Source organism: Xanthomonas sp. NCPPB 3442 (assembly GCF_056725145.1).
In genome coordinates this window covers 4,532,602-4,558,303 of the sequence record NZ_CM161514.1, presented here as the reverse complement: position 1 = coordinate 4,558,303, position 25,702 = coordinate 4,532,602, and the positions used below count along the sequence as shown (strand labels likewise).

21 protein-coding genes and 1 pseudogene are annotated in these 25,702 nt (G+C 65.2%); 9 read left to right on the top strand and 13 right to left on the bottom strand.

Features of this window, described 5'->3' with window-relative positions; genetic code table 11:
* The first annotated feature begins 19 nt into the window (after positions 1 to 19).
* Positions 20 to 1,128, top strand: a protein-coding gene (locus AC1POX_RS19780) for an IS3 family transposase (protein ID WP_122272034.1) whose coding sequence is annotated in 2 segments (ribosomal slippage) — positions 20 to 281 and positions 281 to 1,128 — 1,110 coding nt in all. Because the reading frame shifts where the segments join, the coding sequence is not laid out codon by codon here.
* 16 nt (positions 1,129 to 1,144) lie between these two features.
* Positions 1,145 to 1,657 (top strand): annotated as a pseudogene (gene avrRxv, locus AC1POX_RS19775) (type III secretion system YopJ family effector AvrRxv); the annotation flags it as partial.
* 469 nt (positions 1,658 to 2,126) lie between these two features.
* Here the strand turns inward: avrRxv and AC1POX_RS19770 are convergent.
* From AC1POX_RS19770 to AC1POX_RS19750, 5 genes are all read right to left on the bottom strand, one after another.
* Positions 2,127 to 3,641 (bottom strand): dihydrolipoamide acetyltransferase family protein, encoded by a 1,515-nt coding sequence (locus AC1POX_RS19770; protein ID WP_372356504.1) that lies wholly within the window; start codon positions 3,639 to 3,641, stop codon positions 2,127 to 2,129.
* Positions 3,638 to 4,021, bottom strand: coding sequence for an SH3 domain-containing protein (locus AC1POX_RS19765; protein ID WP_008575527.1), 384 nt, complete (start codon positions 4,019 to 4,021; stop codon positions 3,638 to 3,640). Before AC1POX_RS19765 ends, AC1POX_RS19770 begins: the two co-directional genes overlap by 4 nt.
* Position 4,022: 1 nt before the next feature.
* Entirely contained in the window at positions 4,023 to 5,093 is a 1,071-nt protein-coding gene (locus AC1POX_RS19760) for an alpha-ketoacid dehydrogenase subunit beta (RefSeq protein ID WP_011346140.1), read from the bottom strand.
* A complete protein-coding gene (gene pdhA / locus AC1POX_RS19755; protein WP_008575531.1) occupies positions 5,086 to 6,174 on the bottom strand; it encodes a pyruvate dehydrogenase (acetyl-transferring) E1 component subunit alpha in 1,089 nt (362 codons plus the stop codon). Before pdhA ends, AC1POX_RS19760 begins: the two co-directional genes overlap by 8 nt.
* 177 nt (positions 6,175 to 6,351) lie before the next feature.
* Positions 6,352 to 9,933 carry a lamin tail domain-containing protein gene (locus AC1POX_RS19750; RefSeq protein WP_372356503.1) on the bottom strand — a complete coding sequence of 1,194 codons (3,582 nt, stop codon included), beginning with the start codon at positions 9,931 to 9,933 and terminating at the stop codon, positions 6,352 to 6,354.
* A gap of 461 nt (positions 9,934 to 10,394) precedes the next feature.
* Here AC1POX_RS19750 and AC1POX_RS19745 point away from each other — a divergent pair, with 461 nt between their 5' ends.
* The 3 genes from AC1POX_RS19745 (at position 10,395) to AC1POX_RS19735 (ending at position 13,662) form a co-directional block, all read left to right on the top strand.
* Positions 10,395 to 11,291, top strand: coding sequence for a tryptophan 2,3-dioxygenase (locus tag AC1POX_RS19745; protein WP_029818459.1), 897 nt, complete (start codon positions 10,395 to 10,397; stop codon positions 11,289 to 11,291).
* Between the two features lie 248 nt (positions 11,292 to 11,539).
* Entirely contained in the window at positions 11,540 to 13,060 is a 1,521-nt protein-coding gene (locus tag AC1POX_RS19740; protein ID WP_011346143.1) for a peptide MFS transporter, read from the top strand.
* Positions 13,061 to 13,071: 11 nt separating this feature from the next.
* The gene (locus AC1POX_RS19735; RefSeq protein ID WP_008575538.1) at positions 13,072 to 13,662 is read left to right on the top strand and encodes a thioredoxin family protein; all 591 of its coding nucleotides are present in this window, start codon (positions 13,072 to 13,074) and stop codon (positions 13,660 to 13,662) included.
* A 359-nt stretch (positions 13,663 to 14,021) separates the two neighbouring features.
* Here the strand turns inward: AC1POX_RS19735 and AC1POX_RS19730 are convergent, their stop codons facing one another.
* Positions 14,022 to 14,510, bottom strand: coding sequence for a MarR family winged helix-turn-helix transcriptional regulator (locus tag AC1POX_RS19730; RefSeq protein WP_008575539.1), 489 nt, complete (start codon positions 14,508 to 14,510; stop codon positions 14,022 to 14,024).
* 122 nt (positions 14,511 to 14,632) lie between these two features.
* On the opposite strand from AC1POX_RS19730, the gene hppD reads away from it, so the two are divergent.
* From hppD to hmgA, 3 genes are all read left to right on the top strand, one after another.
* Positions 14,633 to 15,748: a 4-hydroxyphenylpyruvate dioxygenase gene (gene hppD, locus AC1POX_RS19725; protein WP_372356502.1), complete on the top strand. Its 1,116-nt coding sequence runs from the start codon at positions 14,633 to 14,635 to the stop codon at positions 15,746 to 15,748.
* Between the two features lie 171 nt (positions 15,749 to 15,919).
* Entirely contained in the window at positions 15,920 to 16,312 is a 393-nt protein-coding gene (locus AC1POX_RS19720; RefSeq protein WP_051876349.1) for an endonuclease domain-containing protein, read from the top strand.
* An 85-nt stretch (positions 16,313 to 16,397) separates the two neighbouring features.
* Positions 16,398 to 17,717 carry a homogentisate 1,2-dioxygenase gene (gene hmgA, locus AC1POX_RS19715; RefSeq protein ID WP_014089175.1) on the top strand — a complete coding sequence of 440 codons (1,320 nt, stop codon included), beginning with the start codon at positions 16,398 to 16,400 and terminating at the stop codon, positions 17,715 to 17,717.
* A 321-nt stretch (positions 17,718 to 18,038) separates the two neighbouring features.
* Here the strand turns inward: hmgA and AC1POX_RS19710 are convergent, their stop codons facing one another.
* Positions 18,039 to 18,590, bottom strand: coding sequence for a hypothetical protein (locus AC1POX_RS19710; protein ID WP_008575544.1), 552 nt, complete (start codon positions 18,588 to 18,590; stop codon positions 18,039 to 18,041).
* 165 nt (positions 18,591 to 18,755) lie between these two features.
* Between AC1POX_RS19710 and AC1POX_RS19705 the strand changes: the two genes are divergently transcribed.
* The gene (locus AC1POX_RS19705) at positions 18,756 to 19,379 is read left to right on the top strand and encodes a lectin (RefSeq protein ID WP_122273598.1); all 624 of its coding nucleotides are present in this window, start codon (positions 18,756 to 18,758) and stop codon (positions 19,377 to 19,379) included.
* Between the two features lie 339 nt (positions 19,380 to 19,718).
* Here AC1POX_RS19705 and AC1POX_RS19700 read toward each other — a convergent pair whose 3' ends face one another.
* The 6 genes from AC1POX_RS19700 to AC1POX_RS19675 are packed head-to-tail and all read right to left on the bottom strand — an operon-like array spanning position 19,719 to position 25,662.
* Complete coding sequence (locus AC1POX_RS19700; RefSeq protein WP_008575549.1) at positions 19,719 to 20,138, bottom strand: Na+/H+ antiporter subunit G; 420 nt, start codon at positions 20,136 to 20,138, stop codon at positions 19,719 to 19,721.
* Positions 20,135 to 20,419, bottom strand: coding sequence for a K+/H+ antiporter subunit F (locus AC1POX_RS19695; RefSeq protein ID WP_003486364.1), 285 nt, complete (start codon positions 20,417 to 20,419; stop codon positions 20,135 to 20,137). The genes AC1POX_RS19700 and AC1POX_RS19695 overlap by 4 nt, the downstream gene beginning before the upstream one ends.
* The gene (locus AC1POX_RS19690) at positions 20,416 to 20,922 is read right to left on the bottom strand and encodes a Na+/H+ antiporter subunit E (protein WP_008575552.1); all 507 of its coding nucleotides are present in this window, start codon (positions 20,920 to 20,922) and stop codon (positions 20,416 to 20,418) included. Before AC1POX_RS19690 ends, AC1POX_RS19695 begins: the two co-directional genes overlap by 4 nt.
* Positions 20,919 to 22,463 carry a monovalent cation/H+ antiporter subunit D gene (locus AC1POX_RS19685; protein ID WP_071117372.1) on the bottom strand — a complete coding sequence of 515 codons (1,545 nt, stop codon included), beginning with the start codon at positions 22,461 to 22,463 and terminating at the stop codon, positions 20,919 to 20,921. The genes AC1POX_RS19690 and AC1POX_RS19685 overlap by 4 nt, the downstream gene beginning before the upstream one ends.
* Positions 22,460 to 22,834, bottom strand: a complete 375-nt coding sequence (locus tag AC1POX_RS19680) for a Na+/H+ antiporter subunit C (RefSeq protein WP_011346152.1) — start codon at positions 22,832 to 22,834, stop codon at positions 22,460 to 22,462. Before AC1POX_RS19680 ends, AC1POX_RS19685 begins: the two co-directional genes overlap by 4 nt.
* Positions 22,834 to 25,662: a monovalent cation/H+ antiporter subunit A gene (locus AC1POX_RS19675; RefSeq protein WP_031420833.1), complete on the bottom strand. Its 2,829-nt coding sequence runs from the start codon at positions 25,660 to 25,662 to the stop codon at positions 22,834 to 22,836. Before AC1POX_RS19675 ends, AC1POX_RS19680 begins: the two co-directional genes overlap by 1 nt.
* Positions 25,663 to 25,702 lie beyond the last annotated feature (40 nt).

Sequence of the window (25,702 nt, the reverse complement as noted above, 5' to 3'; positions counted from 1 at the left end):
GCCACCAAGGAGACCAACAATGCGCAAGAGCAAGTTCACCGAGAGCCAGATCGTCGCCACGCTGAAACAGGTCGAGGGCGGCCGCCAGGTCAAGGATGTCTGTCGCGAGCTGGGCATTTCCGAGGCGACCTACTACGTCTGGAAGTCCAAGTACGGCGGCATGGAGGCCGCTGACGTGCAACGCCTCCGCGACCTGGAGACCGAGCACAGCAAGCTCAAGCGCATGTACGCCGAGCTCGCGATGGAAAACCATGCATTGAAGGATGTCATCGCAAAAAAGCTGTAGACCCGACGCACAAACGCCCGCTTCTGGCCTGGCTCGTCGAGCGGCATGGCTGGAGCGAGCGCCGGGCCTGTTCAGTAGTTGGCGTGGCTCGCTCGACAGCGCGCTATCGGCGCCGTCCCGATCGCGACGAGGAGGTCATCGCGCTGTTGTCCGAGTTGGCCGAGCGTTTTCCCGAGCGTGGATTTGGAAAGCTCTTTCAGATCATCCGCCGTCGCGGACATGTGTGGAATCACAAAAGGGTCTGGCGCGTGTACTGCTTGATGAAACTCAATCAACGACGTCGCAGCAGGCGCCGGGTCCCGACGCGCTATCCAAAGCCGCTGGCATGCGGCGATCGACCCAATGCTGGATGGTCGATCGATTTCATGTCCGATGCGTTATGGGATGGTCGGCGGTTCCGCACGTTCAATGTCATCGACGATTTCAGTCGGGAAGCCTTGGCCATCGATGTGGACCTGAATCTTCCGGCCGCCCGCGTCATCCGCACGTTGGAACGCATCGCAGCCTGGCGCGGCTATCCGAACAAGTTGCGTTTGGACAATGGCCCGGAATTTGTTGCATTGGCCTTGGCCGAGTGGGCTGAGCGCAAGGGTATCGCGTTGGATTTCATCGAGCCGGGGCGTCCGATGCAAAACGGTTTCATCGAACGCTTCAACGGCAGTTATCGGCGTGGCGTATTGGACATGCACATCTTCCGCACGCTAAGCGAGGTCCGCGAACAGACCGAACAGTGGCTCGCCGACTACAACCAACAGATCCCGCACGACAGCCTGGGCGGGCTAACGCCCGTCGAGTTCCGTGATCAACATCAACCGCAGACCTCTAGTTTTAGCTGGCATTGAATTACGGGGAGTCGACACTTATAACCCGGACCACATGCCTGGTTTCGTGAAAATGAGAGAAAATCTCACGTCTCAGTTCGGTAGGAAAATTTCGTTTGCGGTGATTGAGGCGGAAGCACTTAAGTCAATCGGTGGGTGTGTCATATTTTCTCTTGATTATGCCCTGGCGGCATACCAGGAAAGAAGCACCTTTGACCAATGGCATAAAGATCTTCGAAAGAAAGGAAATATCAAGGGGATGACTCCCGAAAGTCAGCACCTTAACGAGCTTGGCGTCTATTTGCTTAAAGGAACCAGGTTGCTGCCGGCAAACTTCTACAAGCATGCGCATTCCAGGCGCACCATCGACGAGCTCGAGGCAGATCAGCCTGGCGCGTCGGGTACCGACGTGAGGTCAGGCAGGGCCGCTGTCTACAAGGAGTCGCTGAGCCGTAGACTGGAGGAGTTCCAGGTCCAGCGCGATAAGACCTACAGCATGTCAATCGAAGCATCCAGAGCCCGAAAGATCCGTCACGCCTTAGAATCCTGAGACAATTACCAAATATTATTTACTTTCCTTACCTTCACAGGCCCGCTTCCCAGCGGGCTTTTTTTCGGTATGTAATAAGGCGACCCTGATGGAAAGCGCAACGGCAGGCTTGTCGAATGAGGTTTGCTGTGTCTGAAGGGCTTGTCGCTACGCCAGGCAGGATCATCCAGTGGCAGCGGCTGCCGGCGCATCGTGACAGATACGAGAGCGCAAGCGACGTCAGCACTGGCGCCGTGTTCTTGTCCATGCCGCGAATCTGAACTTGGTGCAACCAACCTGGCGCTTGATCGAGGTTCCTTAGCACACCGCAACATTGCGCGGCTGCGGGCGCCGCTGACGTTGGAAATCATCCGCTGCATTGCGCTCGTCCACCTGGCACACGCGCGCATCTGCGTGTACCCGCGTTCGCGGTTGCTGCCGGGGCGTTTTCCAGCCTGCGCGGCGAGCCGGCAAGCCGCCGCGCAAGTGCTCAGTTGGCCAACGCCAGATCGTCCAGCAAGGCGCGCAGGAAGCGCGCCGCTTCACCGCCGGTGGCGGCGCGGTGATCGAAGGTCAGCGACAGCGGCATCACCTTGTGCGTTTCCACGCCGCCCATCACCGGGGTGAGCTGGTAGCGCGCGCGGCCGGCGGCCACGATCGCCACGCAGGGCGGCACCACCACCGGCGTGGCGTAGCGGCCGGCAAACATACCGAAGTTGGACAGCGAGATGGTGTAGCCGCTCAGTTCGGACGCGGCGATGCTGCGGCTTTCCACCTGCTGGCGCAGCCGGTTGACGCCTTCGCGAATGCCATGCGCATCCAGCATGTCGGCGTTGCGCAACGCCGGCACGAACAGGCCTTCTTCGGTATCCACGGCAATGCCGATGTCGACCTGGTGGTGCAGGGTGCGGCTGAGTGCGTCGCCGTCGAACCAGGCATTGAGTGCGGGCACCGCCTGGCAGGCGCGCACGATACCGCGCACCAGACGCACGGTGACATCGTTACCGGGCTGCCAGGCGTGCAGATCGGCATCGTCGTTGAGCGTGGTCGGCACCACCTTGGTGTGTGCATCGGCCATCACACGTGCCATGTTGCGGCGCACACCCTTGAGTTGCTCGGGTTGGCCCTTGGTGCTGATGCCGGGCGACTGGGTGCGCATCGGCTTGCCGCTGGCCGACAGCGTGGAGCGGGCGTTGCCCTCGTCCGCCCTGCGGGCACCTTCTCCCGCAGGCGGAAGAAGGGGTGCTGTTGCGGATCGATCCCTGCCGTCGGCAGCGCTCCCAGCAGCTCTCCCACCATCACCGATCGGACCACCTCTCCCGCTGGCAGGAGAGGTCGGCGCGCCATGCGCGCCGGGTGAGAACTGCGCGGTACCGGCGGCCGCTGCGTGCTTTACGTCTGCCAGCGTGACCGTGCCGTCCGGGCCGGTAGCGCGCACCTGTGCCAGGTCCACACGCAGCTTGCGCGCCAGCGCGCGCACCACCGGCATGGCGCGCACGCCGCCGACGGTAATGGCCTGCTCGCTCTGCACGGCGTTGGAGCTTTGCATCGCGCCGACCACGGTGCCGGCATCGTCGCGATCGCTGCTGCCATCGCCAGCATCGGCATCGGCATCGGCAATTTCGCCGCCGTTATCGGAGGCCACCACGCGCGTGGTGTGCCCAGCCGCGCTGTCGCCGGTGCTGGGCGTGGGTGCGTGCGTCGGCGCCGGTCCATGCGAATGGCCGGTGTCCTGGCCGTCGGCGCGTTGCGGCTGCGAGGCATCCAGCGCGAACTGCGCCAGCACCGAGCCGGTCACGATCACATCGCCGGCGGCGCCGGCGAGCTTGACCACGGTCCCGGAAAACGGCGAGGGCACCTCGACCACCGCCTTGGCGGTTTCCATCGACACCAGCGGGTCGTCCAGGCGCACGGTGTCGCCCTCCTTGACGAACCATTCCACGATGGTGGCGTCGGGCAGGCCTTCGCCCAGGTCGGGCAGGTGGAAATTCTTGTTGTCGCTCATGGCAGGTTCTCTTGCGCGGCCGGCAGCTGCGGCGTGGTGTCGTCGAGGAGTTCAAGGTCGGCGGCCGGCAGCCAGCCCTGCGTGCCGTCGGCACGTTCGGACCACCACCAGCCACCGTGTTCGTGATGCAGCAACACGTCCTCGCCTGTCTGGGCATCGAGTTCGCGTGCGTCGTAATCGCGCAGGGCTTCGGCCCGGCCGTCCCCCAGCGGGCGCAACCAGGCCAGCGGCGCCCAACCGGCGCGTCCGCTATCGGTCGTGACCCAGGCAAACGCCGGCCATTCTTCGTCGCGCACGCCCACGCCGACCTGCTGGCCTGCCTGGAAGCGGACCGGGTTGGCGTAGGCGGCGCGATGGTCGCAAAGCAGACGGGCGCGCATATCAGCCGGCAGCCACCGCGCGACGTGCCGCGGCGACGATGCGCTCCACGCTCGGCAGGAACTTCATTTCCAGCCGGAACAGCGGGATATGCGTGTCGTAACCGGTGACGCGTTCCACTGGCGCCACCAGGTCGTACATCGACTGTTCGGCCAGGCGCGCGGCGATTTCCGCACCGAAACCGGCGGTGCGCGGGGCTTCCTGCACGATGACGCAGCGGCCGGTCTTGGCCACCGATTCGGCGATGGTGTCGAAGTCCAGCGGGCGCAACGTGGCCACGTCGATGACCTCGGCGCTGATGCCTTCGCCAGCGAGTTTGTCGGCCGCTTCCAGCGCCTCTTTCACCTGCGCGCCCCAGGTCACCAGGGTGACATCGGTGCCGTCGCGCAGCACGAAGCACACATCCAGCGGCAGCGCTTGCCCGTCGTTGGCCACCACTTCCTTGTACTGGCGATAGATGCGCTTGGGCTCCATGTAGATGACCGGATCCGGGTCGCGGATGGCGGCCAGCAGCAGGCCATAGGCGCGCTGCGGCGAGGACGGCAGCACCACGCGCAGGCCCGGTACGTTGGTGAAGATGGCTTCGTTGGCTTCGCTGTGATGTTCCGGCGCGCGGATGCCACCGCCCCACGGCACGCGCAGCACCATCGGGCAATGCAGGCGGCCACGGGTGCGGTTGCGCAGGCGGGCGGCGTGGCAGATCAGATGGTCGACCATCGGATACACGAAGCCGTCGAACTGCGCTTCGGCCACCGGCTTCATGCCTTGCGCGGCCAGCCCGACGCTCAGCCCGGCGATGGTGGTTTCGTCCAGCGGCGTGTCCAGCACGCGGTCGCTGCCGAAGCGTTGCTGCAGGCCGGCGGTGGCACGAAACACGCCACCGTTGACGCCGACATCCTCGCCCAGCACCAGTACCGCGGGGTCGTGTTCCAGCTCCCAGGCTAGCGCCTGGGTGATGGCTTCGATCAGGGTGATGGGCGAACTCATGGCGATCTCTCCGCGCGTTGCCGCAGCGTTGTAGGGGGCACTGGCGTGCTGGGAGGTGTCGGCAGGCACATGGGTGAGCTCATCCATGGCGCGACTCCAGCGCCATCACCTCGGCGCGCTGTGCCAGCAACTCGGCCGGCGGGTCGCCGTAGAGGTAATCGAACATCGCTTCGACCGGCTGCACCGGCGTGTTGAGATAGGCGTTGACCTCTTCGTCCACGCGCGCGCTGCATTCGGCCTTCCAGGCGTCTTCCTGGGCGGCGTCCCACAGGCCTTGCGCGGTGAGGTAGCGGCGCAGGCGCAGCAGCGGTTCGCGCGCCCAGCCCTGCTTGACCTCTTCTTCGCCGCGATAGCGCCGCGCGTCGTCGGCGGTGGTGTGGTCGGACAGGCGATAGGTCAAAAACTCGATCACCGTGCCGCCATCGCCGGCCAGTGCGCGCACGCGTGCCTGACGCATGGCTTCGAGCACGGCAACCAGATCGTTGCCGTCCACCTGCAGGCACTGCAGGCCGCCGGCCAGGCCCTTCTGCGCAAGCGTCTGCGCGCCGGTCTGCGCCGAGCGCGGCACCGAGATCGCCCAGCCGTTGTTGATCACGCACAGGATCAGCGGCAGCTTGTAGGCGCCGGCCGAATTGAGTGCGGCATAGAAGTCGGTCTTGGAGCTGCCACCGTCGCCGCAGCAGGCCACCGCAACCTGCGGTTTGCCCTGCAGCTTGAACGACAGCGCCGAACCGGCCGCGTGCAGGCACTGGGTGGAGATCGGCACGCAGATCGGGAAGTCGATCGCCGCATCGGCATCGCGCGGATAGTCGCTGCCGCGTTCGTCGCCGCCCCAGTACAGCAGCACATCGCGCGGGCGCACGCCGCGTTCGAACATGGTGCCGTATTCGCGGTAGCTGGGCGCAAATACATCGCCGCTGCGCATCGAAGCGCCGATGCCCACATGCGTGGCCTCGTGGCCGATGCAGGCCGCGTAGGTGCCCAGCTTGCCGGTGCGCTGCAAGGCCACCGACTTGGTGTCGAAGGTGCGCACGAACAACATGCGCTTGAACAGGGCGAGCAGCTGTTGCGGGTTGGCGGCGTCGGCCGGAAGGTCGTCGCGGACCCATTGGCCGTCCGCGTCCATGTATTGCAGATAGTCGATCTGGAACTGCGCGGCTACGCTCATTGCGACGACACCTTCATCAAGAAGTTTCAAATGATATGAGTTGCCATGTTAAGGACGGCGAAGCAAAACGCTGTCCTGCACCGCAGCAGACAATCATGCTGGCTTGCACAAAAAAAAGGGCGCGGACCAGGCCGCGCCCTTTGTCGCAGTAGAGAACTGCGACGTGTTGCACTGCGATCAGCGGCGCCCATCACCTCCGCCGATCGGCGTGACGATCAGCGCAGTGTTGTCGGCTGGGTTGGCATCGGGCGAACGCGAGGTGGCCGTGGCCTGCACCCGCACCGCGCCGTCGGCCGGGATGGGCCTGGCAGCGACGGTCAACTGGAAAGTTGCCTGCGCGCCGGGCAGTACCACCGCGGCGGTGCTGCAGACGAAGCGGGCCCGACGCAGCGATTGGGTCTGCTTGTCGCAACGCCAGCCTTGCGGCGGTACCAATTGCGACAACGCCGACACCGTGTTGCCTTCGATCACCAGGCCGGAGCCTTGCGCCGGTGCGGCGCCGACATTGCTCACCAGCACGCGGTAGGTGGCGCTGAAGGCGGTGGTCGGCAGGCTGCTTGGGCCGTCGAAACGTACCGCCAGGTCGCTGCGGGGTTGCGCCTGTACCGTCACGCTGGCCGCATCGGTGTCGTTGCCCGACTGCGGATCGGGGGTTTGCGAGGCCGCCGATGCAGCCAGGGTCAACGTCCGTCCGGCCAATGCCGCACCCGCCTCCACCTGCACCGAGAAGTTCTGCGCGTTACCGGCTGCCAACGCTGCAATGGTGCAGGTGACCACCGTCTGGGTGCCGGTCTGCGGCGGTTGGCACACCCAGCCAGGTGCGGCGGTGACGCGTGGGCTCACTGCGGCATCGAACGCCAAGGCAACCGCAGCGAACGCCGCACTGTCGGGGCCGCGGTTTTCAACGTCCACACTGAAATCGATGCGCTCGCCTTCGGTGACCTGATCGCGCGCAGCAGTGACCGCCACGCCCAGGTCCGCATTGACCTGTTTGGTCATGCGCAACAGCACCACGGTGGGATCGTGATCGGACAGCCGCGTCGGCGTATTGGCATCGTTACGCGCGGTGCCGGGGAAGTCGGCATTGATGCGCGCGTGGCCCACCGACAGCGAGGCGATCTGCGGCGCGCGCATCAGCGCATCGTTGGCCAGGATGTGATCCAGCGACTGCACGTTGCCGTCGAAGGCGTACGAGTAGCTCTGGTCGGGCGTGTTGAACCAGGTCAGGTCGGTGTAATCCGGGTTGACCAGATCGGTGCCATCGCCGCCCACCACGGTCTGCGCATCCGGCGCCGGTTTGCCGGTGACGGTGCCCATCGCATCCACATAGCCGTCGTTGAATTCGAAGGCGTTGAAGTCGCCCATGACCAGCACTTTTTCGTCAGGGTTCAATTGCTGACGCGTCTGCAGCAGGCGCGCCAGATACTCGGCCTGCGCCTGGCGCTTGGCGCGGATGCGCATGCCGGCCGCATCGTCGGTTTCGGCGCCGTTGAGCGAACGCTGATGCACCACGATGGCGGTCAGCGGCAGCACGCGGCCGTCGGCCTGGTGCACGTTGGCGGTGAGCACCAGCGGCGGGCGGTCGTTGAGCAGGCTCACGCCGCCACCCGGCTCGGTCCAGGTGGTGGTCTTGCCTTCCTGAGCGATCGAGAGAACTTCCACGCGCGCCACGCCGCCGGCGATCTGTGCGGTCTTGACCAGGAAACCGACGTCGATGCCGCCCACGTCGTTGCCTTCCTGCAGGTACGCCACGTACTTGGGATCCTGCTGGCCGGCGGCCACCGCATCGGCGTTGACGCGCGCGGCCAGGGTCTGCAGCACGCTGAGGTTTTCCACTTCCACCGTGCCCAGGATGTCGGGCGTGTGCAGGTAGTTGCGGATCGCCAGCGAGGCCTTGTTGAGGCGGGCCTGGAAGGCGGCCGGCGTGAGCACCGGTTCGCCGATCGCCGGGTCGTTCTGGTCGTCGAAGAAGCGCTCCATGTTGTAGGTCGCCACGGCCACGTCGTCGGCCTGCGGTACCGGTGCCGGGCGCGGTTGGTCGGCACCGTTGCAGCTCACCTGCGGGGTGCGTTCCGGATACAGCGTGTAGCGGCGGAAGCTGTAATCCAGCGGGCCGACGACATCGAGCACCTGGCAGCCGGAGGCCAGATCCAGCCGCTCGGCGCCGACGCCGGCACTGCCGACCGCGATCACTTCGGGATTGGTATTCCAGCGCGGCACGCCGGCAGGCGAGCCGGCCGGCAGCGGGTCGGGCAATTGCACGCCCGGCTCTCGGTAGGCGCGTGGCACGCCGGTGACCACGGCATGGAAGACGCCATTGCTGGTCGCCGTGGCGTTGGTCTCGTTGACGCTGCCGCCGGTGGGGGTATTGACGGTGAGGCTGGCGGCGGCCACGCGCATGCCTTCCAGCGCTTCGAGCTGATCGAAGGCACCGTTGGGGTTGGGGAAGTTCGCGCTCAACGCCACCGGCATCGGCAACGGGTTGCCGGTGGAATCGGCCAGTACGGTCAGGCTGCCGCCGATCTCGGTGAGCGGTGGCTGGGTGGGGTCGGCGGTGGGCACGTATTCGATCACCGTGCCCTGCACGCGCACCCGGTTGCCGATGGCGGCCGCCTCCGGCGGTGCGCTGCCGGTGTAGACGTACACGCCTTCGGAGGTGGACGGGTCGGCGTCGGCTTCGCTATCGGGCGCCTGCAGGAAGAACCCGGCGCTGCGGCGTGCCGTCACGATGCCCGAGGTGGCCACCACCTGGCCCTCCAGCGGCGAGCGCGCCCCCTTGCCCTGGATGGCGTGGATCGGCAACAGGCTGAAGTCGTCGTTGAGGATGGTGCCGGTGGCGCTCAGCGTGGCCGGCAGCGCGCCGGTGAGGCCGCTGATCTGCAGCCGGAAGCTTTCATCCGGCTCCGGCGTGGTGTCGCCCAGGACATCGACGGAAATGGTGGCGCTGCGTTCGCCAGCGGCGATGCGCAGGGTGGTGGCGGGCAGGGCGACATAGTCGCTGCCGGCAGTGGCGGTACCATCGACGGTGGCGGCGGTGAAGCTCACCCCGCCCGCACCGGCCGGCTGGCTCAGGCTCAGGGTGAACACCAAGCTGCGGGTGCCGGCATTGCCTTCGGCCTGGCTGACATCGGCCAGCGTGGCGACCGGCTGGCCGCCGCCGCTGCACAGGCGCGCGGGGCTGGCGGCATTGCGCGGGGCAGGCGCGCCGGTGGCGAAGTCGGCGGCGTTGTTGTCGGTATCGGTGCAACCGTCGTTGCCGCGCAGCACCGCCAGCGTGTTGCTGGGGGCCGGCGTGGGCGCATTGCCTTCGGCGCAGCTGGCCGTGCTGCCATAGCCGACCAGATCGGCATTGCCGGTGGGGCAGGTGCCGCTCAACGCGGAGGCGCTATTGCTCAGCGCCACCTTGCCGGCGGTGCCGCTCATGGCCAGCGTGCCGATGGCATCGGGCGTGGGCAGCGCCACGCTGCCGCCGCTGCCGTCGGCCTGCTTGATCAGGTAATAGCCGCCGGCCGGGACAGTGCCCGCCAACGGGGTGACCTGCCAGCTGCTGCCGGCCGCGGAGGCGTACTGCACCGACCAGCCATCCAGGCTGACCGGGGCACTGCCGATGTTGTGCAGCTCGATGAAATCGCTGCGGAGGGTGGCGCCGCTATTGCCGCCACCGCCGTAGACCTGGCTGATGACGACCTGGGCATTGGCGTGGCCGGCCACGGCCAGCGCACACAGAAATACGGCTGCACGACGCTGCAACACATGCATGAGATGAGAGTCCCCTGATCCTTGAGACGTGAAACGCTCCCCTGGTCCGGCCACGTCCCTGGCCGGCAGCGCCGTTCGATTCTGCATGAATTTGCAGACCTAGGTTGACGATATGGTGACAGCGGCGCAGTGGCTGAGACCGCACCGGGCGCCTGCCAAGTGGTTCAAAGCTGAAGGAAGCGGGCTCGACAATGAGGCCTGAGCGTGCCAATCGTGCATACGGATTTTCTACGAGGTACCTGCGCACGTATCTCGCTGGCCCCGATCCCCTCAGGCAATCCCGCCAGGGCTGCAAGCAGCCAGCCAGGGCCGGCGATAGCCGTGGGCCAATACGCTTCGCCATCCGCCATCCGCCATCCGCCATCCGCCATCCGCCAATCCCGAATCCCGAATCCCGAATCCCGAATCCCGAATCCCGGCCGCTGCGTTACCCTGCGTGGCCCGATCTTCAGCGCGATGCCATGCCCGTCGACAAGAACCTGCGTGACCTGGAACCTGGCATCCACACCGATCTGGAGGGGCGGCTGACCTACGGCGGCTATCTGCGGCTGGACCAGCTGCTGTCTGCGCAGCAGCCCCTGTCCGAGCCGGCGCATCACGATGAAATGCTGTTCATCATCCAGCACCAGACCTCCGAGCTGTGGCTGAAGCTGCTGGCGCACGAGTTGCGCGCGGCCATCGTGCATCTGCAGCGCGACGAGGTCTGGCAATGCCGCAAGGTGCTGGCGCGCAGCAAGCAGGTCCTGCGGCAACTGACCGAGCAGTGGTCGGTGCTGGAAACGCTCACCCCGAGCGAATACATGGGGTTTCGCGACGTGCTGGGGCCGTCGTCGGGCTTCCAGTCGCTGCAATACCGCTACATCGAGTTCCTGCTCGGCAACAAGAACCCGCAGATGCTGCAGGTGTTCGCCTACGACCCGCACGGCCAGGCGCGGCTGCGCGAGGCGCTGGAAGCACCCAGCCTGTACGAGGAGTTCCTGCGCTATCTGGCGCGCTTCGGTCACGCGATTCCGCAGCACTACCAGGCCCGCGACTGGACCGCCGCACACGTGGCCGACGACAGCCTGCGGCCGGTCTTCGAGCGCATCTACGAAAACACCGACCGCTACTGGCGCGAGTACGCGCTGTGCGAGGACCTGGTGGATGTGGAAACCCAGTTCCAGCTGTGGCGCTTCCGCCACATGCGCACGGTGATGCGGGTGATCGGCTTCAAACGCGGCACCGGCGGCTCCAGCGGCGTCGGCTTCCTGCAGCAGGCGCTGGCGCTGACGTTCTTCCCGGAACTGTTCGACGTGCGCACCTCGGTGGGCGTGGACGGCCGCCCCCCGCAAGGCGCCCCGGACACCGCGCAGGGCTGAGCAAGGCCAAGCATGCGCAAGGGCAAGGCAAGCGCACGCAAGCGCGTGTGCTTTCGGAAGAGGGCCGGCGCGATCTCACGCCGGCCCCTGGCGCCCAGCACGCGGCCAAATTCCGCCAACTCCACCCACGGCCATCAGGCAGCTGACTCCGGCGAATTTGACGCGTACATGACGTCTAAGTGATCCTCGCGCGTCGCCCGGGCTCGCCTCGGTGCACCCAGCCATCACTGAATACGCAAGGGACCTCTATGAGCGTTGACGCGACCGCGCCGACATCCGCCTCCACACCGCCGCAGCCGCCGGCGCCTCCCGAGTTCCCCACGTTGCTCGGCCACCCCCGGCCGTTGTGGCTGCTGTTCATGACCGAATTCTGGGAACGCTTTGCGTTCTACGGCATTCGCTGGGCGCTGGTGCTGTACATCGTGGCGCAGTTCTTCAATGGCGATGCCACCGGCCAGGCGCCGGCGGGGCGGACCTATGGCGCCTACCTGGCGCTGGTGTACGCGGCGGCGATCTTCGGCGGCTACGTGGCCGACCGCGTGCTCGGTTACCAGCGCTCCATCCTGGTCGGGGCGGCCGTCATGGCGACCGGCCTGTTCCTGATCGCCATTCCCGACCACACCATGTTCGAGATCGGCCTGGCCACCGTGGTGGTCGGCAACGGGCTGTTCAAACCGAACATTTCCACCATGGTCGGCAAGCTGTATTCGGTGGCCGATCCGCGCCGCGACAGCGGCTTCACCATCTTCTACATGGGCATCAACCTGGGCGCGATGATCTCGCCGGTGTTGACCCAGTTGCTGGCCGAAAAGGTGTTCGGCACTGAAGTCATGCCGTCCTACAAGATGGTGTTCATGGCTTCCGGCGTGGGCATGCTGATCAGCCTGGTGTGGTTCTGGTTCGGCCGCGTCCAGCTCAAGGGCATCGGCGCACCGGCGCCCAACGCGCAGGGCATGGGCCGCGTGCTGATGGTGCTGGTGGGCTGCCTGCTGGCGATTCCAGGCGTGTACTTCCTGCTCGCCGTCGGTGCGGACGTGTTGCAGATCGTGCTGACGGTGCTGTTCATCGGCCTGTCGGTGATGCTGCTGGTGGAAGGCATCCGTGAAGGCAAGGTACAGCGCGACAAGGTGATCGCGATGCTGATCATCTTCGCCTTCAACGTGCTGTTCTGGATGTTCTTCGAACAGGCCGGCAGCTCGTTCACCTTCCTGGCCGACAACATCGTCAACCGCAATTTCGGCAGCTGGACCTTCCCCACCGCGTGGTTCCAGTCGGTGAACTCCATCGCCATCATTGCGCTGGCACCGGTCATCGCGTGGATCTGGGTCAAGTCCGGCCGCTTCAATCCGTCGATTCCGCGCAAGTTCGGCCTGGGCCTGCTGTTCAACGGCCTGGCCTTCCTGCTGCTGATGTTTGCGCTGTCCAGCCTGGTCAACGACGCCGGCAAGATTCCGTTCTGGACCTTGTTCATGGTCTACGTCATCCAGTCGGTCGGCGAGCTGTGCCTGTCGCCGATCGGCCTGTCGATGGTGACCAAGCTGGCCCCGGTACGCCTGGTCGGTTTCGGCATGGGTGGCTGGTTTTTGTCCACCGGCATCGGCAACAACCTGTCGGGCATTTTCGCCGGCCATGTCAGCGGAAACGAAGGCATGAGCGTGTCCTCGGCGCTGGGTGGGTATACGTTCGGGTTCTGGGCGCTGGTGGGCGCCGGCGCGTTGCTGTTCCTGATCGCGCCGCTGATCAATAAATTGATGCATGGTGTGAAGTGAGGAGAACAGCGATGCCGATCAAACCCCTTGTCTGTGGCCTGCTGCTGACCGGTCTGTTGAGCGCCTGCGGGCAGACCAGCAGCCCGCAGGAGGCGCCCAAGCCGTTGGATACCTCGATGCAGAAGCCGCCCAGCGCCGATCCCAGCCAACCGGTGTCTTCGGGCAACACGCCGACCGCGGCCGACATCGCCGCGGCCGCTGCGCTCAATGCGCAATACGACCCCTCGCGCGATCCGGCGGCCGATCTGGAGACGGCCAAGGTCGAGGCCAAGCGCGGCGGCAAGCGCATCGTGCTCAATGTCGGCAATGCCGCTTGCGAGCCCTGCAAGGCGCTGGACGAGTTGATGGGCGGCGATGCGGAACTGCGCAGCTTCCGCGACGCGCACTTCGTGGTGGTCAAGGTCAACCGCGATGCAGCCAACGAGAACGCTGCCTTCCTGTCGGCGTTCGCCCAGCTCAACGACGCCCCGTCGCTGCTGGTGCTGGACAGCGACGGCAAGCTGCTGACCACGCAGTCCGGCCCGGAGCTGCGCAAGGGCGAGGGTTTCGACCGCAAGAAGCTGTTCGATTTCCTCAAGCAGTGGGCGCCACCGCAGGCCTGATGCTGGGCGAACGCGTCACACAAAAACCCCCGCATTGCTGCGGGGGTTTTTGTCTGCATCGTGCCGATGGCTATCGCTCGGCGCGAACTCAGCCTGTGACTTTCACGCGCGCAGCCCTGGCGCGATGTGATGAGGCCTTGCTGGCGACGGCAGCGCACACCGGCATGCGATGCGCTGCGTCAATGCGCGATTTGCGAGCCAGCGAACAGTCGTTTCCGAGCGCGCCGACAATCTATCGAAATCGCGCGACAGCGCCGCGGCACGGCATCCAGGCCAGTGCTGCGCCAGCGCCGATTGCAACCGGATCCGATCCTGCGCGGCGCCAAGGCACCACGCATTGGCTCTCGGCGTAGCGCTGTTCAGTCCTTGCTGGCCATGCGCGGCAGCCCGTCCTTGGCCAACCGGTCGATCAGCGTTTCCAGGACCTGCTGTTCTTCGGCGCTGAACACCGACATCAGCCGTTGTTCCATCTCGTTGACCAGCGGCGCGACGGTCTCGTAGACCTGCCGCCCGGCCGGCGACAACGCCAGCATCGAGCGGCGGCGATCGTCGCCATGGGTCTCGCGGCGGATGAAGCCGCGCTCCAGCAGGCGCGCCACGGCGCGGCTGACTGCCACCTTGTCCATCGCCGTGCGGTCGGAGACCTCGCTGGCCGAGGAACCCGGATACAGCGCCAGGATCGTGATCACCCGCCACTCGGGAATCGCCATGCCGTAACGATCGCCGTATACCTTGGCGATGTTGCTGCTGATACGGTTGGACAGCACGCTCAGGCGATACGGCAGGAACTGCTCGAGGTTGAGCAGCACGGGATATTGCGGCGGGTGGGGGCTGTCGAGATCGCTCATGTTGCACTGTGTCTTGATTTTGGTTTCATTTGCAACTACAAACCGAGGGTGGCCTGCGCATTCTCGCGGGTCTTCTGCTACTCCGCATAGCCCTGCGGCCCCCCAAGCGTGGAGAAACGAAGATGAGCGCACAACCGAACACCACTGCAACCCGCCCCGATCCTGGCATGCAGGTCACCACCTTCGACAATCCGATGGGCATCGACGGCTTCGAGTTCGTCGAATTCGCCGCACCGGCCGGCCAGGGGGAACAGCTGCACGATTATTTCCGCAAGATGGGCTTCAGCGCGGTGCTGCGTCACCGCAGCCGCCCCATTACCGTCTATCGCCAGGGCGGGGTCAACTTCCTGCTCAACGAAGATCCCGATTCGTTCGCTGCCGATTTCGCCGCCGCGCACGGCCCCTGCGCCTGCGGCTTTGCCATCCGCTTCCGCACCCCGTCCGAGACCGTGCTACAGACGGTGCTGGGCAACGGCGGTGAAGCCGTGCAGAACAAGCCCGACACCCGCGCGGTTCCGGCGCCGGTGGTCAAGGGGATCGGCGATTGCATGCTGTACCTGGTGGACCGTTACGGTGAGTCCGGCAGTATCTACGACGCCGATTTCGAGCCGATCGACGGTGCCGACCAGCACCCGGCCGGCTTCGGACTGACCTTCATCGACCACCTGACCCACAACCTGTATTTCGGCAACATGCAGCGCTGGTCAGACTATTACGAGCGCCTGTTCAACTTCCGCGAGATCCGCTATTTCGACATCAAGGGCGCCAAGACCGGCCTGGTGTCCAAGGCGATGACCGCGCCGGACGGCATCGTGCGCATCCCGCTCAACGAATCCTCCGACCCCAAGAGCCAGATCAACGAGTATCTGGACGCGTATCAGGGCGAAGGCATCCAGCACATCGCCTGCTTTACCGACGACATCTACACCAGCGTGGAAAAGATGCGCGCCGCCGGCGTGAGTTTCCTGGATACGCCGGACACGTATTTCGATGTGGTGGACCTGCGCATCCCCGCACATGGCGAAGATGTCGAACGCCTGCGCCGCAACAAGATCCTGATCGACGCCGACCCCGATACCAAGCAGCGCAAGCTGCTGCAGATCTTCACCACCAACTGCATCGGCCCGATCTTCTTCGAGATCATCCAGCGCAAGGGCAACGAAGGCTTTGGCGAAGGCAATTTCCAGGCGTTGTTCGAAAGCATCGAGCGCGATCAGATCAAGCGCGGGGTGCTTTGAGGGCGGGGATTGGGTATTGGTGATTCGGGATTCGGGATTCGCTTGGAGCAAGACCCTCGAGCGCCACCTCAGCAAGACCAGGCTGTCTGATAAGAAAAGCCCATGAAAACGGACGTGCTTGAAGCCCCTCTCCCCACGGGAGAGGGGTTGGGGTGAGGGTACGGTGGAGCGATGAAAATCAAACCGCCATTGCCTACCGTCACCCGTGCCCACGCACGCGCATTGCGTCGCCACATGACCGACGCAGAGCGTGCACTATGGCGCCGTCTGCGTGGGAATCAGCTCCAAGGCTTCAAGTTCCGAAGGCAGCATCCGATTCCACCGTACATCGCAGACTTTTGTTGCATTGAAGCTAAGGTGATTGTTGAGTTGGACGGATCGCAGCATCAGGCATCCTTCGATCAGGCAAGGACGCGGTGGCTTCAATCGAAAGGCTGGATCGTGCTGCGCTTTTGGAATAACGATGTGCTGCTTTCGCTGGATGCTGTGGTTGAGGCGATCTTCACGATAGTCGCGACGCCGTACCCTCACCCCAACCCCTCTCCCGGTGGGAGAGGGGCTTGAACATTGCGTTTCTCTAACATCGCACCTCCCTGCAATCATCGCACCTCCCTGCAACGGTGGTGCCGCAACCAAAGAGCCCACGCCCATGCATGACCAGACTTCCTACATGACCGGCTTCGGCAATGAGTTCGCAACCGAGGCGGTGGCCGGCAGTCTGCCGGTCGGGCAGAACTCACCGCAGCGCGTGGCGCATGGCCTGTACGCCGAGCAGTTGTCCGGCACCGCCTTCACCGCGCCACGCGGCGAGAACCGGCGCAGCTGGCTGTACCGCATTCGTCCGGCAGCGGTGCATGGGCGTTTCTCGCTGATCGAGCAGTCTCGGCTCCACAACGACTTCGGCGGCGGCCCGGTGCCGCCGGATCAGATGCGCTGGAGTCCGTTGCCGTTGCCGTTGCCGGCCACGCGCACCGATTTCGTCGATGGCCTGTACACCATGGCCGGCAATGGCAGCCCGGAGGCGATGACCGGCGTGGCCGTGCATCTGTATGCGGCCAACGCCTCCATGCGCGATCGTTTCTTCTACGACGCCGACGGCGAGCTGCTGCTGGTGCCGCAGCTCGGCCGGTTGCGGGTCTGCACCGAACTGGGCGTGCTCGAACTGGAGCCGCAACAGATCGGCGTGATACCGCGCGGTGTGCGTTTCCGGGTGGAACTGCTCGATAGTGAAGCGCGTGGCTACGTCTGCGAAAACTTCGGCGGCCTGCTGCGCCTGCCGGACCTGGGGCCGATCGGCGCCAATGGCCTGGCCAATCCGCGCGATTTCCAGACCCCTCGCGCCGCCTTCGAACAACGCGAAGGCAGGTTCGAACTGGTGGCCAAATTCCAGGGCCATCTCTGGCGTGCCGACATCGGTCACTCGCCGCTGGATGTCGTCGCCTGGCACGGCAATTACGCGCCTTATCGTTACGACCTGCGTCGCTTCAACACCATCGGCTCGATCAGTTTCGATCATCCCGATCCCAGCATCTTCACCGTGCTGACCTCGCCCAGCGACACGCACGGGACGGCGAACATGGATTTTGCGATTTTCCCGCCGCGTTGGCTGGTGGCACAGCACACCTTCCGCCCGCCGTGGTTCCATCGCAACGTCGCCAGCGAATTCATGGGCCTGGTGCATGGCGTCTACGATGCCAAGGCCGAAGGCTTCGCGCCCGGTGGCGCCTCGTTGCATAACTGCATGAGCGGGCACGGCCCGGATGCGGCCACCTTCGACAAGGCGTCACAGGCAGATCTCACGCGCCCGGACGTGATCGCCGACACCATGGCCTTCATGTTCGAAACGCGCGCGGTGTTGCGCCCTACGCAGCAGGCATTGAACGCCGCCCATCGGCAAGCCGATTACCAGCAGTGCTGGTCCGGATTGCGCGCTGCGTTTCAACCGCCGACAACGGAAGACGCAACCTAGCGCGCGGCCAAGACCTCGCAAGCAATTGGCAGATGGTGCGGACGATGCTCAGGCACACGGTGCCTGGAGTGGATGGCGGCCAGATGCCTGCCCCGAGTACCAGCCGGCTGCGCCTGGCGGCTGAGCGGCAGGGGTCCGACGCTCCCAAGCCGGACTGCAGCTGCTCTGTCTGTGCGTCAGCGATGTGATGCGAGCGGTGGGTGAGCGGGCTGCTGCCGTTGCGGTGATGCGGCGCTCGGCTCCAGCCCCTGCGCATGTTGAGCGACTCGGCAAGAGCCGGTCGGCGCGCGCTGGCCACCACTGCCAGATCACGCGGATGTATCACGCGGCTTGCAAGGTCTCCGGCAGCAGCTCGCCGATCCGTGTACGGACACGTTCGGCGTAGCTCGCCGAGGTGATCTGCGGCAGCGCGTGCAACGCCTCGGCGATGGTCGTGCGGATCTGATCGTCGTCGCGCGCGGCGTGCAGTTGCCGATGCAGCGCAGCGGCAAGGGCATTGCGTTGCAACTGCAGGATATCGAGCAAATACAGGCGTGCATTGGTCGCTGCACGGCGACGCAGGCGCCGCAGCTCTTCTTCGCTGGGCCCTGCGTCCGGTAGGGCCACGGGTGCTTCGTGCACATCGGGCAGCGCGGCAGTGGCTGCCGTGCGCGTTTGACCCGCAGCACCGCCTGCAGCGGGTCCAAGATCCAGATACCCCATCGCGCACAGGCTCTGCACCAAGCCTGTGCCGTCGCCGCCCAGCAGCATGGCGAGCGTGGCCAGATCGCGCTGGCCGTCGGCCAGGATCAACGCGCGCCGTTGCAGCAGCGTCAGCGGGCTGCGGTGCGATTGCAACGTGGTTAGGGCGAGCTCGGTCTTGCGTGGGATCATGGCGGCGGTCCTGCGAAGCCAATAGCGTGACGCCCGCCAATGAAGCGCCGATGACATGGCGGCGACGGTGTGTGGCCACGCTCTCCACAAGGTCGCGATGGTGGCTGTGTACGCTGTACTGCAACTCTAGGAAACGCGCAGATGACATACAGACTATTGGGCCTGATGAGCGCATTGCTCGTACTGACCAGCTGCAACCGCGCCGACCAATCGCCCGCGCCGGCCACGCCCGCCAACGCCGAGCACGCACCGGTTGCGGCCGCTGACGACCAACCGGCGGCCACTGTCCCGCCGGCCACGGCGCCAGCTGGCACATTTCCACCGCGCACCCAGCAGGACCCCGCTGCGCTTGCGCGCATGGATGGCTATGGCGATTTGCGCTTTGGGATGGATGCCAGCCAGGCGCGGGCTGCCTGGGGTGGCGATTTGCAGGGCGAGGCGGCACCCGATAATGGCTGTTACCTGCTGCGCCCACGGTGGGCCAGCGATGCGCGTCGCTTGGGCTTCATGTTCGAAGGCGGGCAATTGGTGCGCTTGCAGACCAACGAAGCGAAAGAGACGGCGCCGGGCGGCGGCAAGGTCGGCATGACATTGGCGCAGCTGCGTGCGTTGTACCCCGACGGCCTGACCGAGCAGCCGCATAAGTACATTCCAGGCGCGCTGACGCTGCGTCTCCCCGACGCTGCCACGCAGACCGCGCTGGTATTCGAGACCGATGCAGACGGCAAAGTCACCAGCTGGCGCGTGGGCAAGCCGCCGCAGGTGGATTACGTCGAAGGCTGCGGCTGACATGCAAGGTGCGATGGCGGTGTCGTCTTGCGCAGGCGTTTGTATCCTGCGCTAGCGGAGGGTGTGTCATTCCTGCTGCGGCCCATGCGTCGCGCCGGCGGGCGATGGTGGGCGGTCGCAGAATCGCTCTGCGCAACGGTGGCGCAGCGCCGCGCGTGGTTGTTGAGTCGCGCCGCACTGCAGTTGCATGCCCATCTGTGGTAGGCGAACGCACGAAGTGAGCGCTCGTGAGTCGATGCCCCATGTGCGGGCTACCGGCTCAGCCAGTTGCGCCGTTGAGAAGGTTCTGAGCAGCAACGGGACCTGATCGGCAAACACGCCACGCCGGGCAGCAACGCCTCAGCCACCCTCGGACGCAGGCCCCGGATGCTGCTTCTCGGTTTCTTCGTTCTCGCCAAGATCGCCTTTGACCTGCGGCAATCCTTCCTGCTGCGCGTCGCCGTGGTTCGGTACTTCCGGGCGGTTTTCCATCATCAGCGACAGCGCTGCCTTGGCCATCAAGTGCGCGCTGATCGGTGCGGTGATGAACAGGAATACGGTGATCAGCAATTCGCGCGGCTGCGGGTCCACGCCGAGAAACAGGTGGTATCCCACTGAGGCCAGCAACACGCAGCCCACGCCCAGCGTGCTGGCCTTGGTCGGTGCATGCAGGCGCTTGAAAAAGTCCGACAGCTTCACCAGACCGAAAGCGCCGATCAGGATGAAAAACGTGCCCGCCAGCAGCAAGGCGCTGAGCAAGTATTCGGTGAGGGCGATCATTCGACGATACTCCGCCGCAACACGTACTTGCTCAGTACCACGGTGCTGCCGAAGCCGAGCATCGCAATGACCAGGGCCGCCTCGAAGTAGATCGGCGAATCCAGGTACATGCCCAGCAGCATCAATTCGGCAATGGCGGTGACCGAGAGCGTGTCCAGCGCCAGGATGCGGTCTGGCACGGTCGGCCCGCGCAGCAGCCGCCATAAGGCCATCAGGATGGCCAGGCCCACCGCGTGCATGCAGATCACGATGGTTGATTCGATGAACATGTGGCCGGTCATGGAAAGATCTCCATCAGGGGCTTTTCGTAGCGGGTCTTGATCTCGGCAATCAAGGCCTGCGGATCGTCCAGATGCAGTACGTGCACCAGCAGATATTTGCGGTCGTCCGACAGCGCGGCCGAGACGGTCCCCGGGGTCAGCGTGATCATGCTGGTCAAGGCGGCAATGCCGTGGATGTTGGCGATGTCCAGCGGCACCCAGATGAAACCGGGATGGATACGCGATTCTGGCCCGAGCACCTGCGCAGCGACCTTGATGTTGGAGCGCACGATGTCGCCCGCGGCCACCAGCAGCATGCGTGGCACCGAGCGCAGCGAGCCGATCTGTGCGAACTCGCGGTCCAGCCGCGCTGCAAAGATCGGTACCACCACGCCCAGCAGCATGCCCAAGACCCATTGCTGCGGGCCGAAGCTATCGCTGAGCAGCAGCCAGAACACGAAGACCGTCACGCTCAAGGGCGGCGAGGGAAACAGGCGGCGACGCAGTGGCAGACGCGTGTTCATGGCTGCCTCCGTTGCGGCGTGGTGGCGCGGACCTGGTCAACATACGCGCCGGGGTCGCGCAACTGCGCAGCGGCCGCATCGGTGTAATGCATCAGGGGACCTGCGGCGCCGGTCATCGCAACCAGCCCGCTCAGCAACAGCACCGTGGCGGCGGTCTCCACCGGACGCATGCGGCCACGCCGCGGCGGCTGCAGTTCCGGCGCATTTTCCGCCGCCGCCGGCACCCGCCAGAACAAGCGTACGCCGGCGCGGGTGAGGCCGATCACGATCAGCAGGCTACTGCCGAGCACCGCGATCCACACCGGCCCGACCAGCCCTTCAGGCACGTGTTGCAGCAATGCGGCCTTGGCCAGAAATCCGGAGAGTGGCGGCAACCCGGCCACCGCCACCGCGGCAATCATGAACATCGTGCCCGGAATGGCCCGCCCCGGTAGCGGCGCCACCACTTCCTTGCGGTCGCTGGCACTGCCGCGGCGACGGCGGATCAGGTCAGAGACCATGAACAACGCAGCGGCGACAAAGCTGCTGTGCGGCAGGTAATACAGCCCCGCGCCCAGTGCGCCGGCATCGTCCAGCGAAAACGCGATGAACAAGGTCGCTGCCGAAAACACCACCAGGTACGACACCATCACCCGCAGCCGCGATGCGGCCATCACCCCGAACGCGGCCATCAGCAGCGTCGCGATGCCCAGCCACAACAGCGCGTGGCGACCGAAGCCGTGCAGCGCGCCGGCACCGGCGCCGAACCACAACGACGATACCCGCAGCGCTGCGTACAACCCCACCTTGGTCATGATGGCGAACAATGCAGCCACCGCCGCCGGCGCACGCGAATAGGTTTCCGGCAACCACAGATACAACGGCAGCAACGCGGCCTTGCTGCAGAACACCAGCAGCAACAAGCCCAGCGTGGCCTTTGCCAACGGCAGGTCCTGCGCCGGCAGATCGGCAATGCGCTGCGACAGCTCGGCCATGTTGAGCGTGCCGAACACACCGAACAGCAGGCCCAGCGCAATCAGGAACAACGTCGACGCACACACGTTGAACACCACGTAATGCAGGCCCACCCGCATCTGCAACCCGCGCCCGCCGCTGAGCAGCAGGCCGTAGGAGGCGATGAGCATCACCTCGAAGAACACGAACAGGTTGAAGATGTCGCCGGTCAGGAATGCGCCGTTCAAGCCCATCAACTGGAACTGGAACAATGCATGGAAATGCGGTGCGCGCCGGTCCCAGCCTGCGCATGCATGCAGCAGGCACGCCGAGCCCAGGATCAAGGTCGTCAGCAGCATCCATGCCGACAAGCGGTCGCCCATCAGCACGATGCCGATGCGCGCCGGCCAGTCGCCGAGCAGATAGACCAGGATCTGGCCGTCGGCCGCGCGTGCGAACAGGGCGATGACCGCCGCGGCCAACAAGGCGATGCTGACCCACGCCACGCTGCGCTGCACGCGCGGCCCATAGCGGCGGTGCTCGACGAACAACGATGCCGACGCGCCCAGCATCGGGATCAGGATGGGCAGGATCAGCAGATGGTTCATCGCCGGGCCTGCCGCGTATCCGTGCCGGTCGCGGCATCTTCGTGCGCATCCACATGGTCGCTGCCATTGTCGCTACGGCTGCGGATCGCCAGCACCAGGCTCACCGCGGTCATCGCAAACGCGATCACGATGGCGGTCAGCACCAAGGCCTGCGGGAGCGGATCGGTGTGATGCATCAGCTCGGCCGGCACGCCGTCGCGCAACACCGGCGCCTGGCCGCTGCGCAAGCGCCCACCGGCAAAGATCAGCAGGTTGGTCGCATACGACAGGAAGGTCATGCCCAGGATCACATCGAAGCTGCGCGCGCGCAGCAGCAGATAGATCGCCAGTGCGGTGAGGACGCCGATCGCGCTTGCCACTGCCAATTCCATCAATGCTGCTCCGCGGTGCGTGTCGAACGTTGGGTGGGGTCGATCTCGCCGCGCTGCGAACTGCGCGTACGCGAGGGCTTGATCGTGCCCATCATCGACAGCATCAACATCGCCGCACCGAACACCACCAGGTACACGCCGGTATCGAAGCCCAGCGCACTGGCCAGTTCCAGCTCGCCCAACAGCGGCAGCGGAATTTCCAGATGTCCGCTGCTCAGGAACGGCAGCCCGAACACCAGCGAGCCGGCGCCGCTGACCAGCGCGCACAACAAGCCGATGCCGATCAGGCGGATGTAGTCGAAACCAAAGCGCGACTCCACCGAGGCCGTCCCCTGAATCACGTACTGCATCAGCAATGGCACCGCCAGCACCAGCCCGGCAATGAAGCCGCCTCCCGGCGCGTTGTGCCCGCGCAGGAACAGGAACAGCGAAACCGTCAATGTCAGCGGGAACATGATCTGCGCCAGATCGGCCGGCACCGGCAACTTGATCGGCGGCCCCGGCATGGTGCGCTCCGGTGCCATGCGCGCGCGGCGCAGCAAGGCGTGCACCACCAGCCCGGCGATGGCGAAGACGGTGATCTCGCCAAAGGTATCGAAGCCCCGGAAATCCACCAAAATTACGTTGACCACATTGCGCCCATACGCTTCGGGCAAGGCGCGCTGCAGCAGTTCGCCGGCGACCGAATGGCTGGGTTGCGTCATCAAGGTATACGCCAACGCCGCAAGACCGGCACCGCCGGCAATGGCAATTGCGGCATCACGCATCTTGCGCAGCCGCGCACGTTCGGGCAACGAGCGCTCGGGCAGGTAGTTCATCGCCAGCAGCATCAGCACCAGCGTGACCATTTCCACCAGCAACTGCGTCAGCGCCAGATCCGGCGCCGACAAGAACACGAACGTCAGGCTGACCGCCAGCCCGGTGCCGCCGAGCACCAGCACCGCCAACAGGCGCTGCTTGTACAGGAACAGGCTGCCCAGGGCGCATGCGATCATCAACAGCCACACCATCCACCCCAGCGCCGGCATTGGCATGGGTGCAGGCCATTGCGGCAATGCACCGCCTTGCAGGAACGGCACCAGCGCCACCACGACCGCGCTTAGCACCAGCAGCATCAACATGCGCTGCAGGTTGCCGTTGGTGACGGCGTCGGTCATGCGTGCGGTGGCACTGAACAAGGCACGCAGGTTCCATTGGAACAGTGCCTTTCCCGGCGAACGGTTCTGGATTGCATACAGATCCAGCGTGCGGCGCAGCGCCACGTACAACAACGCACCGCCGACGATGCCGGCAACGCTCATCGCCAGCGGCAAATTGACGCCATGCCACAGCGCCAGGCTGTAGTCGGGCAGCCGGTCGCCCAAGATCGCGGTGGCACCGGCGCGCAATACGGGCGCCACTGTCCATGCCGGCACGATGCCCACCGCCACGCAGGTAAGTACCAGCACGTCGACCGGAATCCGCATCCAGCGCGGCGGCTCGTGCGGCGTGGTGTCCAGCGCGCGCGGGCCTTCGCCGAAGAACGTGTCGTGCACGAAGCGCAGGCTGTACGCCACGCCCAGCAGGCCGGCCAGCAGCGCAGCGGTGCTGGCCAGGATGCGCATCAGTTGCGGCGCTTCGGTATCCAGCGCAACCGCGAAGAACATTTCCTTTGACAAGAAGCCGTTGAGCAGCGGAATGCCGGCCATGGCCAGCGAAGCGGTGATGGCCAGCGCGCTGGTCACCGGCATCAACCGGCGCAGATTGCCCAGCTTGCGCATGTCGCGCGTGCCGGTCTCATGGTCGATGATGCCGGCGGCCATGAACAACGACGCTTTGAAGACCGCATGGTTGATGAGGTGAAACACGCCGGCCACCACCGCCATCGGCGTGGACAGGCCGAACAGCATCGTGATCAGGCCCAGATGCGAAATGGTCGAGTACGCCAGCACGCCCTTGAGATCGTGCTGAAAGATGGCGTGCCAGGCGCCCAACAGCACCGTGATCGCGCCGATGCTGGTCACCGTGTAGAAAAACAGATCGGTACCGGCCAGCGCCGGATGCAAACGCGCCAGCAAAAACACGCCGGCCTTCACCATCGTGGCCGAATGCAGATACGCCGACACCGGCGTGGGCGCCGCCATTGCGTGTGGCAACCAGAAGTGGAACGGGAACTGCGCGCTCTTGGTGAAGATGCCCAGCAACACCAGGCCCAGCGCGTACGGATACAGCGGGCTGGCGCGGATCACATCGCCGGCGGCCAGGACGGCATCGAGCTGAAAACTGCCCACGATGCGGCCGATCATCAACACGCCGCCCAATAACGCCAGGCCGCCGCCGGCAGTCAGCACAAAGGCCATGCGTGCGCCTTCGCGCGCGTCCTTGCGGTGCGACCAGAAACCGATCAACAGGAACGAGCTGATGCTGGTGAGTTCCCAGAACACCATCAGCAAGAGCAGGTTGCCCGACAACACCATGCCGAGCATCGCGCCCATGAACAGCAAGAGATAGGCAAAAAAACGCGACGCGCTATCGCGTGGGCTCAAATAGTAATGCGCGTACAGCACCACCAGCGCACCGATGCCCAGCACCAGCAGTGCGAACATCCAGGCCAGGCCATCGAGCCGCAGCGAAAACATCAGGCCAATCTGCGGCAGCCACGCGTGCTCGCTGGCAATCACCTCGCCGCGCAGCACCGCGGGCGTCAACAGCGCCAGCACCAGCAGCCCGGCCAACGGCGCGGCCGCAGCCAACCACGCAGTGATCGAACGGGAGGCGCGCCAGAGCAGCGCAGCGGCAGCGGCCATGACAAATGGCAGCGCCAGCAGAATTTCCAGCGAGAAAGGCATGCAGGGAACACAAGATTCGCGAGCAGGCCCGAGAGCTTAA

What these genes read in the sequence shown, in the direction of transcription:
- AC1POX_RS19770 (WP_372356504.1), bottom strand. Translation starts at nt 3,641, where the DNA reads ATGAGCGACAACAAGAATTTCCACCTGCCCGACCTGGGCGAAGGCCTG.
- AC1POX_RS19765 (WP_008575527.1), bottom strand. Translation starts at nt 4,021, where the DNA reads ATGCGCGCCCGTCTGCTTTGCGACCATCGCGCCGCCTACGCCAACCCG.
- AC1POX_RS19760 (WP_011346140.1), bottom strand. Translation starts at nt 5,093, where the DNA reads ATGGATGAGCTCACCCATGTGCCTGCCGACACCTCCCAGCACGCCAGT.
- pdhA (WP_008575531.1), bottom strand. Translation starts at nt 6,174, where the DNA reads ATGAGCGTAGCCGCGCAGTTCCAGATCGACTATCTGCAATACATGGAC.
- AC1POX_RS19750 (WP_372356503.1), bottom strand. Translation starts at nt 9,933, where the DNA reads ATGCATGTGTTGCAGCGTCGTGCAGCCGTATTTCTGTGTGCGCTGGCC.
- AC1POX_RS19745 (WP_029818459.1), top strand. Translation starts at nt 10,395, where the DNA reads ATGCCCGTCGACAAGAACCTGCGTGACCTGGAACCTGGCATCCACACC.
- AC1POX_RS19740 (WP_011346143.1), top strand. Translation starts at nt 11,540, where the DNA reads ATGAGCGTTGACGCGACCGCGCCGACATCCGCCTCCACACCGCCGCAG.
- AC1POX_RS19735 (WP_008575538.1), top strand. Translation starts at nt 13,072, where the DNA reads ATGCCGATCAAACCCCTTGTCTGTGGCCTGCTGCTGACCGGTCTGTTG.
- AC1POX_RS19730 (WP_008575539.1), bottom strand. Translation starts at nt 14,510, where the DNA reads ATGAGCGATCTCGACAGCCCCCACCCGCCGCAATATCCCGTGCTGCTC.
- hppD (WP_372356502.1), top strand. Translation starts at nt 14,633, where the DNA reads ATGAGCGCACAACCGAACACCACTGCAACCCGCCCCGATCCTGGCATG.
- AC1POX_RS19720 (WP_051876349.1), top strand. Translation starts at nt 15,920, where the DNA reads ATGAAAATCAAACCGCCATTGCCTACCGTCACCCGTGCCCACGCACGC.
- hmgA (WP_014089175.1), top strand. Translation starts at nt 16,398, where the DNA reads ATGCATGACCAGACTTCCTACATGACCGGCTTCGGCAATGAGTTCGCA.
- AC1POX_RS19710 (WP_008575544.1), bottom strand. Translation starts at nt 18,590, where the DNA reads ATGATCCCACGCAAGACCGAGCTCGCCCTAACCACGTTGCAATCGCAC.
- AC1POX_RS19705 (WP_122273598.1), top strand. Translation starts at nt 18,756, where the DNA reads ATGAGCGCATTGCTCGTACTGACCAGCTGCAACCGCGCCGACCAATCG.
- AC1POX_RS19700 (WP_008575549.1), bottom strand. Translation starts at nt 20,138, where the DNA reads ATGATCGCCCTCACCGAATACTTGCTCAGCGCCTTGCTGCTGGCGGGC.
- AC1POX_RS19695 (WP_003486364.1), bottom strand. Translation starts at nt 20,419, where the DNA reads ATGACCGGCCACATGTTCATCGAATCAACCATCGTGATCTGCATGCAC.
- AC1POX_RS19690 (WP_008575552.1), bottom strand. Translation starts at nt 20,922, where the DNA reads ATGAACACGCGTCTGCCACTGCGTCGCCGCCTGTTTCCCTCGCCGCCC.
- AC1POX_RS19685 (WP_071117372.1), bottom strand. Translation starts at nt 22,463, where the DNA reads ATGAACCATCTGCTGATCCTGCCCATCCTGATCCCGATGCTGGGCGCG.
- AC1POX_RS19680 (WP_011346152.1), bottom strand. Translation starts at nt 22,834, where the DNA reads ATGGAATTGGCAGTGGCAAGCGCGATCGGCGTCCTCACCGCACTGGCG.
- AC1POX_RS19675 (WP_031420833.1), bottom strand. Translation starts at nt 25,662, where the DNA reads ATGCCTTTCTCGCTGGAAATTCTGCTGGCGCTGCCATTTGTCATGGCC.